This window comes from Pseudomonas iranensis, from assembly GCF_014268585.2.
GTDB lineage: Bacteria > Pseudomonadota > Gammaproteobacteria > Pseudomonadales > Pseudomonadaceae > Aquipseudomonas > Aquipseudomonas iranensis.
This window is the reverse complement of the sequence record NZ_CP077092.1, coordinates 3,746,784-3,758,813: the sequence shown is the minus strand read 5'-3', so window position 1 is coordinate 3,758,813 and position 12,030 is coordinate 3,746,784. Positions and strand designations below refer to the sequence as shown.

General features: G+C 54.4%; 12 protein-coding genes and 1 pseudogene. 11 read left to right on the top strand and 2 right to left on the bottom strand.

The window, feature by feature from the left end; all coding sequences use genetic code 11:
• Window positions 1-76 precede the first annotated feature (76 nt).
• The 7 genes from HU724_RS16700 (at window position 77) to HU724_RS16670 (ending at window position 4,623) form a co-directional block, all read left to right on the top strand.
• Window positions 77-364 carry a hemagglutinin repeat-containing protein gene (locus tag HU724_RS16700; RefSeq protein ID WP_186569593.1) on the top strand — a complete coding sequence of 96 codons (288 nt, stop codon included), beginning with the start codon at window positions 77-79 and terminating at the stop codon, window positions 362-364.
• A 287-nt stretch (window positions 365-651) separates the two neighbouring features.
• Complete coding sequence (locus tag HU724_RS27830) at window positions 652-873, top strand: HNH/endonuclease VII fold putative polymorphic toxin (RefSeq protein WP_122698076.1); 222 nt, start codon at window positions 652-654, stop codon at window positions 871-873.
• Complete coding sequence (locus tag HU724_RS16690) at window positions 779-1,120, top strand: hypothetical protein (protein ID WP_186569592.1); 342 nt, start codon at window positions 779-781, stop codon at window positions 1,118-1,120. The genes HU724_RS27830 and HU724_RS16690 overlap by 95 nt, the downstream gene beginning before the upstream one ends.
• A 68-nt stretch (window positions 1,121-1,188) precedes the next feature.
• Window positions 1,189-1,509, top strand: coding sequence for a hypothetical protein (locus HU724_RS16685; RefSeq protein ID WP_217847174.1), 321 nt, complete (start codon window positions 1,189-1,191; stop codon window positions 1,507-1,509).
• Window positions 1,510-2,096: 587 nt separating this feature from the next.
• Window positions 2,097-2,552 (top strand): hypothetical protein, encoded by a 456-nt coding sequence (locus HU724_RS16680; RefSeq protein ID WP_122698079.1) that lies wholly within the window; start codon window positions 2,097-2,099, stop codon window positions 2,550-2,552.
• An 876-nt stretch (window positions 2,553-3,428) separates the two neighbouring features.
• On the top strand, window positions 3,429-3,872 hold the full coding sequence (locus tag HU724_RS16675; protein WP_122698081.1) for a hypothetical protein: 444 nt from the start codon (window positions 3,429-3,431) through the stop codon (window positions 3,870-3,872).
• Between the two features lie 112 nt (window positions 3,873-3,984).
• Window positions 3,985-4,623 carry a hypothetical protein gene (locus HU724_RS16670; protein ID WP_186569590.1) on the top strand — a complete coding sequence of 213 codons (639 nt, stop codon included), beginning with the start codon at window positions 3,985-3,987 and terminating at the stop codon, window positions 4,621-4,623.
• 447 nt (window positions 4,624-5,070) lie between these two features.
• Here the strand turns inward: HU724_RS16670 and HU724_RS16665 are convergent, their stop codons facing one another.
• Window positions 5,071-6,114, bottom strand: a complete 1,044-nt coding sequence (locus tag HU724_RS16665) for an LLM class flavin-dependent oxidoreductase (RefSeq protein ID WP_186569589.1) — start codon at window positions 6,112-6,114, stop codon at window positions 5,071-5,073.
• A 203-nt stretch (window positions 6,115-6,317) separates the two neighbouring features.
• Between HU724_RS16665 and HU724_RS27980 the strand changes: the two are divergent.
• Both HU724_RS27980 and HU724_RS27975 read left to right on the top strand, forming a co-directional pair.
• A pseudogene (locus tag HU724_RS27980) lies at window positions 6,318-7,358 on the top strand (cache domain-containing protein); the annotation flags it as partial.
• Between the two features lie 138 nt (window positions 7,359-7,496).
• On the top strand, window positions 7,497-8,264 hold the full coding sequence (locus HU724_RS27975) for a methyl-accepting chemotaxis protein (protein WP_370593578.1): 768 nt from the start codon (window positions 7,497-7,499) through the stop codon (window positions 8,262-8,264).
• A 79-nt stretch (window positions 8,265-8,343) separates the two neighbouring features.
• Here HU724_RS27975 and HU724_RS16655 read toward each other — a convergent pair whose 3' ends face one another.
• Window positions 8,344-8,829, bottom strand: coding sequence for a flavin reductase family protein (locus tag HU724_RS16655; RefSeq protein WP_016775037.1), 486 nt, complete (start codon window positions 8,827-8,829; stop codon window positions 8,344-8,346).
• A 323-nt stretch (window positions 8,830-9,152) separates the two neighbouring features.
• Between HU724_RS16655 and HU724_RS16650 the strand changes: the two genes are divergently transcribed.
• Both HU724_RS16650 and HU724_RS16645 read left to right on the top strand, forming a co-directional pair.
• On the top strand, window positions 9,153-10,559 hold the full coding sequence (locus HU724_RS16650) for a purine-cytosine permease family protein (RefSeq protein ID WP_186569587.1): 1,407 nt from the start codon (window positions 9,153-9,155) through the stop codon (window positions 10,557-10,559).
• A gap of 249 nt (window positions 10,560-10,808) precedes the next feature.
• Entirely contained in the window at window positions 10,809-11,909 is a 1,101-nt protein-coding gene (locus HU724_RS16645; protein WP_016775035.1) for a polyamine ABC transporter substrate-binding protein, read from the top strand.
• The last annotated feature ends 121 nt before the right edge of the window (window positions 11,910-12,030 follow it).

Genomic DNA, 12,030 nt, shown 5'->3' with positions numbered 1-12,030 from the left:
GGATCAGGGCATCGAGCATCTGCGCAACGGATTTCTGCTGGCTCTTAGATAGCTGGTCGATGGATTCCAGTTACTGTTGCCATTTCGGAGCCGGGCCACGCTTACGCATATTGGCTTTCTGCTGCTGACCAAACAGCTCTTCGAGGATAAACGGGGACAGACCACCTTTCAATTGGCGTCAAGCGTTAAAGGCCGCGGCGACCTGAGGCTCGATGCCGGTCGCGACATCAACGTCGTCGCTAGCACAGCCGAAGCTACCGGCAACCTCACCGTCGAGGCCAAGCGCGATATCTCCCTGTCCTTGGCCGGTGATGAACACAAGGTCGAAACCCACAGCAGGCAAGGTAGTTTCTTTCCCGTTTAAATACCGGACGCCCGCCAAACTTCTCTTCCTGGTTCGGCGCGAGGAGACCATTGTCCGGGATTTGCTTGTTGCTTAACCACGCATCGAAGGTGCGATAGCGGGAAATAAACGGCGGCAGACGCCACTGAGTTGGTCTTGATGGGCGCCGGGATTCTGCCAGAAAGGATTGCAGGCAAAGGTTCCTCTGCTGTAAAGAGTCCAGACGAAATAGGTACAATTTCTGAAAATATGAGCCCCCGGGGCTTGGTCGAGGAGGAGCATTTAATGAAGCGAAACGGCAGGCCGGGATTCCGACCAGTCAGCAGCCTAGCCGAGTAATTCAAAGTGTCGACAAACGGGGCAACCCTCAGTCCGGAGCCATTTATGAGTTTGAGGTTCCCGCTTCAGGTGGCGGTACGCGGACAGTGAGAATTCGTGACGATGCTGCGGGACATGATTATGGGGAAGGTGATCCGCAAAATCGGGGGGCGCATTTTAACGACGAAGCGGGAAATCATTATGATTACTGAAATCAAAATTTCGAGAGAAAATGACTTGTCAGATCCCGATCAGACAATCAATCTGAATGGGGAAAACAGATGCAGATTAAAATTATCTGCAGCTAGCTTTGTTGCCTCGGCGAAGCCTCATGATTCATTGAGAGCAATATTCGACTTCATACATGAACGCGTTGTCGAAAATATGCAGGGATATGCAGCCTGGTTGCTTTTGGGTAACTCGGCTTGGCAGCCAGGCACGAGATCGTCAAATATTTAGGGCTATGGAGTGGGTTCAAATCACGGGGAATTGAAGTTCCCCAAGGAAGTCATTCGATAGTGCATACCATGGAACGCGATGGGAAGCTAAAGTTTTTTGGAGATATTCGCCTATCGGATCTTTCAGATGGGGCAATTCTGCAGGCGTTCTTGGCTGAGAGATGTTCTTATGTAGCCATTGTGCCTATAGATTTGGATATGGAAGAAGCCTTACTCATTGGCTGGTCTGGAAAGATTTCGGAAGATCTGATGCTCTTCGAATATGTGGCGGAGGGGAACGGACTGTTAATGGCAAAGATTGGTGCATTTGATGATCTTGATAGAGGAGTTGTCGCTGTCGGAAAACGACAAGTGCTGGATGATCTTTTATCAAACTTTGATAATTCGTAAAACCGAATTTCGCTATTTTTCTCCTTCTGAGCTCCGCGCAGGTCGCCACGCTGATTGTCGATATCGTCTGAGAGATAAATGGGTGCAGACCACGTTGAATGCAAAAGCTGGGTACTCCTGGGGGGGTTAAATGGGGACAGACCACGTATAGAAGGCACTCGAAAACGTGGTCTGTCCCCGTTTCCTTCCCCAACTCGCACCTCGACACCACTCTGGTCGCGGGTAAGATCAGCGCAGGCAACGAAGCATACGTCTACGCCGGTAATGAGCTGAACCTGCTGGCCGCGCAAAGCAAGGGCCGCACCCTCTACGACAAGAAGGAGTAAAAGCGTGGGTTGTCCCCCGTCGCGTGTCATAACTATGGAAATGATCAAAGCCTCTACAGAAAGCGGTAGCGCAGTTATCGTAAACGTGAAGACAGAACTGGGCGGCTGCCTGCGTTAGTTATCGACTCCGTAAAGAACGGAATGGCAGGAATTCGTGATCCGTGGCCGTTAGGAGTGGGGTCAAGTTATGCCGTACCCGCGAATGCGTTAGAGGATATTCAAAGCGGCGGCGTGATTGTTCATCCATGAGGAATTGAAGTTATGCAAAAGAAATGCGATTTGTTTTTATGTGAGCCGGTTAAAGCTTCAGGGTTGAAGCTCATCAGTTTATTTGATAAAGGTTTCAGGCCGGATAACGGGTTGATTTATTCAGGCTATCTATTTATCAGTGTTGATAGGGTTAAGTTGGTGGCGGTGGTTTCTGATTTTAGAAGGCATCACATACCTTGTTTTAGCGTGCCAGTCGAATATCGAGAAAGCCGAATTTCTTCTACGGTTGCGTTTGAGTTGGCGCAGACACATGTCACGAATCTCGGAAAAATTAGGATAAGTGAACAAGGACAAAAGCCGCCTTTGTTTTGGTCCTTCACGTTGGGATATGATAACGCCGTAGAGAATAAAGCGGGCGGTATAATCATGGTCGATCGTCTCGATGGTCATATTTGGACTGCTGGAGAATATGAAGAGTATATGTATGATTATAATAATATTTTCTAGGGGTTAAATGGGGACTGACTAAGTTTAATGTAATTGGTCTGCCTCCCTTTTTTCACAAATCTACTTTAGGCTGTGCGCCTGATGACGCAGGAGCAGGGTTTGCAAAGGTTCCTTGAAAGTCAGAGCGTCAGATGGCTGGAAGTCAACATCTTTATTCGGTGTGACGGTAAGGCAGTTCGATAATAATAATTTACCGCTCACAGGTATCGGTCTGCCTTATGGTTCGGCACTGGGTGTGTACACAGGTGGAGTGGGCGGAAAAGTGTTTGACTTTTATAAGGAGGCGAGCGGTGCGAAATAAAAATATTATTCTAAGGGGGATTATTTTCTTTAGCGTGATCGGATTTGTTTGGTCCGCGTTTCTTCTGGTATCGCTGCTTTTAGTTTTTTTGCTTATGGCAGTTTTGTATCTGTTTTTTGAACCGGATGTCAACATGGTATTCAAGTGGTTTGGGCTGCCTCTTTCAGTTCTTCTGTCAGTGCGTTGGATCTACAAGAACTTTTATAAAGTTAAAGACTATGTGGAGGGGTGAGTGTTTGTTTTCTCTTCTATCAGGGAAAACCAAAGGGGGCATGATCGAATGATCCATGCCCCGCGTGTCCATGGTCCTACAGAAGTATGGGGTCAGCATGAGCCAGCTATCAAAGCTGAACCAGGTTGCCGACGCATGCAGATCTCTTCACTCATCCAATATCTTGATTTTCTGTAGGAAAAATCGGGGACCCCTCAGGGGCAGACCTTGGGGGATCCCCTCAAAGCCATTTTAGGCTCTGCGGTTGACGATGTACCTCATCACGCAGAGCTTTCGCCAGTTTTTCCTGGTATTCGCTGTTCCTTTTTATGTGCGGTGAGCAGGTACTTCGAGGTGTTCAGAGATGAAAGCAGTTTCTTACTATGATGCGCTACCAGACACTATGACGGCCGAAGACTTGCGCCACGAGTTTTCCAGCATCATCGATAGCATTCCCATTCAGCGCAAGAAAAGAGGCGAGTGTTTACAGGCATTATGGGCGTTGAGTGATCGCCAATGGCACAGTTATACCGTACTGGAGGAGCCGTTGAAGACGCAGCTCGACACTTTTTTGATTGCTTGCTGGGACGGCTTCGACCTTGCTTGTGTTGAGCTTGCCATTTCGGTCAGCGCAGGGCTTGGGCTTCAGGGCACGCACGATTTTATTTTAAGTCGTAAAGCTGACGAAGTTTCGTTTGAAGTTGCAGAAGCTATCGAAGACGCCATCGCTCAGCTTGGTACAGATGTGAGTGATCCGTATTCAGGCATGCGCCTCAGTGCGGGTGAAGGGTTTAAGCGCAGCAATTGAGTAGGGCGGAACATAGAAAGGCACTGATCTCGTTTAGTAAGCGTTCCGCAAGTTGTGACCCGTCCCTCATTTTGTTTTGGGATGACCAGACAAAGGTATAAAAGAAACATCTATGGACTCGAACATATACGGGCTTTTAAACGATATCCCGGAGCATGCTGATTATGCTGTCGAAGCCGGAGACCTGGATTCAGAGGATATTCCTCAGGAGCGAGTTGACGCCGTTAGGGCATTACTTTGTCGCACACGGGATGATAAAGAGCGGTTCCTGGCCGCGAAGCTTTTGACCCATTGGGGATGCCGAGATGGTTTCATGGCTCTCGAGAAATGTATGGAAAAGCCTGAAAGCATCGAAGGGAATTACTTCCATCGATTGCACGGTTATGACGATACTTATAGTCATATACTTTATGCGCTGACTCAATACTATGCCAATAGGGCCGAACGAGGCCACGCTGAGGCCGCGAGAGCTGAAGTCTTTCCACTTGTCTCGAAAATGATTTTGCTGGCGAACAGTAAACCATTTGAAATAACTGCTGCGCTTGATTTTGCAAAGAGAGAAAGATATCAAGAATATCTACCTCTTATAAAAGACCATCTTCTTTCGATAGTCGATAGTTTTGAAATTCATCGCTGGAAAATTTACGATGCTATTGTGTTTTTACTGCATTTTGATATCGAATTTGTAGAGTCTTTACTGAAGCAAAAAAACAAAACCATCGATGATTTTAAACCGAAGCACGGTGCTTGACCGTTGCGGATCTTGTATGAAATTCGCTGTCGCGGCGACTTTCGAAATCAAGCACCGATAAGGGCGGTTTCCGAAGTGACAGGTCACAATTTTTTAATGTCGAGAAATATGCTCCAAAAAAGCTCTACTCTGGTATTTAGCGGTCACGCGCAGTCGATCCTTCGGGTTAGAAATATTCTTGTGTCAGCTGGGATAGCTCGTGAGATTACGCCTGATTATTGCTGGATATAAATTGACTCTGACGATGAAGGCCAAATTTTCGGCCGTGTACTATGAGCAACAGCAGTAGGAGTTGATGTCGACCAGATATAGAAGTGGCTCTGACAAGACAGATTTTTTGAGTCCTGGTTTGGTGGTGGGAATATCCCAGAAGATTATTTGCATGCAGAACTGAAAAGCCCCGAATTGCTCGGGGCTTTTTATTTGGGCAACGCACTCAGCAGTGACTCAACGAAACGCCGACACCACATGCTTGATAAACAACTCCAGCGACTTCTTCTTCTCCTCATGCGGTAGGCTGTTGTCACACCAGAAGCTGAACTCATCCACCCCCAGTTCCTGGTAGTACTTGATCCGCGGAATGATCTCTTCCGGCGTGCCGATCATCGCGGTCTTGTGCAGACTCTCCAGTTCAAACTCCGGACGTCCGGCAAACTTCTCTTCCGGACTCGGCGCGAGGAAGCCATTGACTGGTGTTTGCTTGTTGCCAAACCACGCATCGAACGTGCGATAGAAACGTGAGATGGCTTTCGCGCCGACCTTCCAGCCGTCCGGGTTATCAGCGGTGTGCACGTGGGTGTGACGCAGCACCATCAATTGTGGGCGCGGTACGTCTGGGTTGTTGTCCAGTGCGGTCTGGAATTTGTTCTTCAGGTCAAGGACTTCTTCGTCGCCTTTCATCAATGGCGTGACCATGACGTTGCAGCCGTTGGCCACGGCGAAGTTGTGCGAGTCGGGGTCGCGGGCGGCGATCCACATGGGTGGGTTGGGCTTCTGGATCGGCTTCGGCACGCTGGTGGAGGTGGGGAATTTCCAGATGTCGCCGTCGTGGGCGTAGTCGCCTTGCCACAGGGCGCGGACCACCGGGACCATTTCGCGCAGGGCCTGGCCGCCGCTGGAGGCGGGCATGCCGCCGGCCATGCGGTCGAATTCAACCTGATAGGCGCCACGGGCGAGACCGACTTCCATGCGGCCGTTGCTGATCACGTCGAGCAGGGCGCATTCGCCGGCGACGCGTAGCGGGTGCCAGAACGGCGCGATGATGGTGCCGGCGCCGAGGTGGATGGTCGTGGTTTTTGCTGCGAGGTAGGCCAGCAGCGGCATCGGGCTTGGGGAGATGGTGTATTCCATGGCGTGGTGTTCGCCGATCCACACGGTGCTGAAACCGCCAGCCTCGGCCATCAGCGTCAGTTCGGTCAGGTCTTCGAACAGTTGGCGGTGGCTGACGCTTTCGTCCCAGCGTTCCATGTGTACGAACAGGGAAAATTTCATGACGCTACCTCGAGTCTTTTGTAATTGGCCGGTCGTATGCGGGCCTGTCGAACTGACGTGAGCGCTGTGCGCTCGCGAGTCTTCTCACCATTCAAGCACGCCTTCGAGGACGGCTGTTCGGTTGATTTAATATTGGTATACCATAATACGGAATATCCGCAAAATATTTCTGACCGACACTTCGAACAAGGAAGGCGCAAGCAATGAACATAAAACAAAAACTGACTCTGGCGTTTGCGGTAATCGCCAGCCTGCCGGTGTTACTGGTGGCGGCGCTGATCATCCTCAATGTCCGCGAGGGCGCGCGCGACACCTTTACAGATAGCACCGGGCGCGAGGTGCGTCAGGTGGAAAACGCGATGCAGCTGTTTTTCGAGGGCATCAGCCAGAACGTTGCTTACCTGGCCGAGCATCCGCAACTGCAGAGCATCGACACCAGCCTCAAACGCTACCTGAGCAGCGACGCCGCGCAAGTGCCGATGGGGCCGCAGGATCAACAGCTGTTCAAGCTGTTCGAGGGTATGGCCAAGGCGCACCCGGCCTATACCTATCTGTCCGTCGGCACCGAGCAGGGCGGTTATCTGTTCTGGCCGGGCGATGCGAAGTTGGCGAACTACGATCCGCGCACCCGGCCCTGGTACAAAACCGCGATGGCCAATCCCGGCAAAACCCTGCGCACCGAGGCCTATTACTGGGCGGCGGATGCCGTGGTGCTGGTGAGCACTGTGCGCAGCTTCAACAACCAGTTGGGCAGCAATGCTGGCGTGGTCAATATCGATGTGTCGCTCAAGCAGTTGACCGACCTGGTCAAGCAGATTCGCCTCGGCGAGAGCGGTTATCTGATGCTGATGGAAGCCAACAACACCGTGCTGGTGGACCCGAGCGATCCGGCGCACAACTTCAAGAAACTCAGCGATCTCGGTGACGGTTATCAGCAACTGGCCGAGGCAGGCAAAGGGCTGGTCGAGGTGCAATTGGCCGGCGAGGATTACATGGCGTTGGTCTGGCCGTCGCAGGCGTTGGGCTGGCGGTTTGTCGGCTTGGTCAAGGCGAGCGAAGTTATGGCCGGGGCGACTCGTTTGACCTGGCTGATCGGCGCTATCGCTGTGGTTTGCGCATTGTTGTTTGCAATGGCCGGCGCTTGGTTTGCCGGACTGATGGTCAAGCCGATTCGTGGTGTCGCCAGTGGTCTCGAAGGTATTGCTCAAGGCGAGGGCGATCTGACTGCGCGACTGGAAGTACGCGGGCAGGATGAAACCGCGCAACTGGCCGGCTGGTTCAACCAGTTTCTTGAAGCGATTCGTACGCTGATTCAACGCATCGGCCAGGCGGCAGGGCAGATTCACAGCAGCTCCGGCAGCGCCACTGAAGTCTCGGCAGAAATGGCCGACGTCGCTTCGCGTCAGCGTGAGGCGGTGGACATGGTGTCTACGGCGTTTCACGAAATGGTCGCCACTTCCAACGAGGTCGCACGCTCGTGCAGCCAAGCGGCCGATTCAGCAGACAACGGTCAGCGTCAGGCACACACCGGGCAGCAGCAGATCGACGCGGCGGTAAGTAACGTCGGGCGCTTGAGTCAGGAGATCGGCCACAGCGCCGAGTCGATGCAGCAACTGGAGCAGGACAGCAACGACATCCAGTCGATTCTCGGCACGATTCGCTCAATTGCCGAGCAGACCAATTTGCTCGCGCTCAACGCCGCCATTGAGGCCGCGCGCGCCGGTGAACAGGGCAGGGGCTTTGCCGTGGTCGCCGATGAAGTTCGCGCGCTGGCCAAACGCACTTCCGACTCCACCGGTGAGATTGACGCACTGCTCGGCAATCTGGCGCGGCGCACCCACCAGATGGGCAAGCAGATGCACGCCAGCCTCGAGGTGTCACAGGAAACCGTGGTGTCGATCAACGAGGCGCGGGCGAGTTTTGAATTGATTCGTGAATCGGTCGACGTGATCCGCGACATGAACACGCAGATCGCCACAGCGGCGGAGGAACAGCATCAAGTGGCGGAAGACATCAATCGGCACATCAGCCAGATTCATGGCGATGCGCAGTTGGTGGCGAGCCTGGCGGATTCGACTCGGCAGGATGCGCAGAACCTGACGGCGTTGTCGCAGACGTTGAATCAGTTGGTGAGCCGGTTTAGGACCTGAGACGGACGCCCAGGCAACACCAAAACCTGTGGGAGCGAGCAGGCTCGCTCCCACATGGGATATCCGAGATCTGGTGAAATCACGCCACAACCGGCAACGCACCCATCTTGCCGTGGCAATACACCAGCGGTCCGGCGACCTGCTCGGGAACGATCAGGTTCTTCACCGCGCCGACCATGATCGCGTGGTCGCCACCTTCGTATTCACGCCACAACTCGCACTCGATCACCGCCGTGGCATTGGCGAGGATCGGGTTGCCCAGTTCGCTCAACGTCCACTCGATGCCCTGCGCCTTGTCCTTGCCTTTGCGCGCGAAGGCATAGGCCTCGCTTTGCTGCACGCTGGACAACAGGTGAATCGCAAAGCGTTTGTTCTTGATGAGCACGGGATAGGAGTCGGAGCTGTAGTTGGGGCAGAACAGCACCAGCGCCGGGTCCATCGACAGCGAGCTGAACGCGCTGGCGGTCAGGCCGACGATCTGCCCGTCGTCGTCCAGCGTGGTGATAACGGTGACGCCGGACGGGAACGAGCCCATGACTTGTTTGTAAATGGCAGCATCGATCATTGGGTGGTCCTCGGGTGGTGTGACGCGGTTTTTATGGTTAGTAGGTCTGATGGTATACCGTAATACATATCTTGCAAGAGCTTTTCTGGTGAACCGATAAACGTGCCACTTTCGTCGGAAACTCAGTGTTTACGGGGCTTTCAGCTAGCCGGTCAGGGGTGGGATCAGCGAGGATAGCGGATCAGACAGCGACAGAATCAGCGGATCAGGCTTGTGCAAAGTTTGGAATACCATAATATGGTCTGCATCTGAGGGGCGACCCAAGAGTCCTCCCGGTTTGGCTTCATACAAAGATAAAAACAGACAAACTCGAGTTCATGCATATGTCCCAGATGTCCCGGCAAGATCCGTTGATCGAGAATCATACGGTCGATTACGTCCCACTCGCGGAACGCCACGGGAAGGCCCGCGATCTGTTCACTCTTTGGTTCAGCACCAACATTGCGCCACTGCCCATCGTCACCGGCGCCATGGTGGTCCAGGTGTTCCATCTGAATCTGTTCTGGGGGCTGCTGGCGATTGCGCTGGGGCACATGATCGGCGGCGTGGTGATTGCGCTGGCCTCGGCCCAGGGCCCACGCATGGGCATTCCGCAAATGGTCCAGAGTCGCGGTCAGTACGGCCGCTATGGCGCGCTGCTGATCGTGTTTTTCGCGGCGCTCATCTACATCGGTTTCTTCATTTCCAACATCGTGCTCGCGGGCAAATCCATCGTCGGCATTGCGCCGTCAGTGCCAGCGCCGCTGAGCATTTTGATCGGCGCCCTGGCCGCCACGGCGATCGGTGTGATCGGCTACAACTTCATCCATACGCTCAACCGCATCGGCACTTGGGTGATGGGTGGCGCGTTGCTGGCCGGGTTCATCTACATCTTCGCCCATGACTTGCCGGCGGACTTCCTGACGCGCGGCAGTTTCAATCTCTCCGGCTGGCTGGCGACGGTGTCGCTGGGGATCATCTGGCAGATCAGCTTCTCGCCGTACGTCTCCGACTATTCGCGTTATCTGCCGGCGGACATCGGCATTGCCAAACCGTTTTGGGCGACGTATCTGGGCGCAACGCTGGGCACGATTCTGTCGTTCAGCTTTGGCGCGGTGGCGGTGCTGGCGACGCCGGAAGGCACTGAAGCGATGGCAGCGGTCAAGCAGTCCACCGGCTGGCTGGGGCCGATTCTGATGGTGCTGTTTCTGCTCAACATCATCAGCCACAACGCGCTCAATCTGTATGGCGCGGTGCTGTCGATCATCACCTCGATCCAGACCTTCGCCAGCCAGTGGACGCCGAGCATCAAGGTGCGCGTGGGGCTGTCGAGCGTGATTCTGGCCGGATGCTGCGTGGTCGCTCTCGGTGCTTCGGCGGATTTCATTTCCGAATTCATCGGACTGATTCTGGCGCTGTTGCTGGTGCTGGTGCCGTGGGCGTCGATCAACCTGATCGACTTCTACCTGATCAAGCGCGGCAACTACGACATTGCCTCGATCTTCCGCGCTGACGGCGGCATTTACGGGCGCTTCAACCTGCACGCGATCATTGCCTACTTCATCGGCATCATCGTGCAGCTGCCGTTTGCCAACACCTCGCTGTATGTCGGGCCGTACGCCAATCTGGTGGAAGGTGCCGACCTGTCGTGGCTGGTTGGCCTGGTGGTCACCGTGCCGTTGTATTACTGCCTGGCAACTCGCGGTCAGGCGCAGCAGAGCAGGGCGGCCAGACTCGGCTATACCGACTGATCCCAACGGCAACACAGCAATGCCCGGCCCAGCGCCGGGCATTTTTGTTTGCGCATTTCAGCGGTCAAGCAAATTGGCCATATCGATCCCCTTTTGGCCTGCCGCCTACTGTCATCGCGCTACGCTGTCAGCAAGAATCGAAACCATAACAACAGGCTCGACCTTTTTTGCCCTTGGCTATCGTTACAGCCACTGCCGTGTACAGAACATAAGAACCATCGATCTCACGTCGCATTCGGGGAAACAACCATGGTCACGATCAAACGCATTCTGGGCGCCACCGTGTGTGGCCTGACGCTGCTGGCCAGCGCCGTCCAGGCCGAGCAGCGCGAACTGCGGGTGTACAACTGGGCGGATTACATCCTGCCGTCAGTGCCCAAGGACTTCGCCGAGCAAAGCAAGATCAAAGTGACCTGGGACACCTTTGACACCAACGAATCCCTGGAAGCCAAACTGCTCACCGGCAACTCCGGTTACGACCTGGTGGTGCCGTCCAACCAGTTCATCGAAACCCAGATCAAGGCCGGCGTGTTCCAGAAACTCGACAAGTCGAAATTGCCGAACTGGCAGCACCAGGATCCGGCGTTGCTCAAGTTGCTCGACGCCAACGACCCCGGCAACCAGTACGGCGTGCCGTACATGTATGGCACCGTGCTGATCGGCTTCAACCCGGCCAAGGTCAAGGCCGCCCTGGGCGACAACGCGCCGGTGGACAGTTGGGATCTGGTGTTCAAGCCCGAGAACATGGAAAAGCTCAAGGCCTGCGGCGTGGCGATGCTCGATTCGCCGTCGGAAATTCTGCCGCTGGCCCTGCATTATCTCGGACTCGATCCGAACAGCCAGAATCCGGCGGATTATGAAAAGGCCAAGGCCTTGATGATGAAGATTAGGCCGTACGTGACGTACTTCAACTCGGCCAAGTACATGACCGACATCGCCAACGGCGACATCTGTGTGGCGATCGGTTATTCCGGCAGCTTCTACCAGTTCGGCAATCGCGCCAAAGAAGCAGGCAACGGTGTGGTGGTCGACTGGCGTTTGCCGAAGGAGGGCGCGCCGATCTGGTTCGACACCTTCGCCATTCCGAAGAGCGCGAAGAACGTCGCCGAGGCCCACGAATTCCTCAACCACTTGCTCGACCCGAAAGTGATCGCGCCGATCAGTGATTTCCTCGGCTACCCGAACGCCAACAAGGACTCGATGCCGCTGGTCAACAAGGACATCACCGACAACCCCAACTTGACCCCGACCAGCGAAGCGCTGAAAACCCTGTATGTGGTGCAGCCGTTGCCGCAGAAAATGGAGCGGGTGCGCACGCGGGTGTGGACCAGTATCAAGTCCGATAAATAAGAGCACCGCACTTCAAATGTGGGAGCGAGCCTGCTCGCGAAAGCGGTGTGTCATTCAACTCCTATGTTGAATGATCCGGCGTATTCGCGAGCAGGCTCGCTCCCACAGGTGGGGGTGGGTT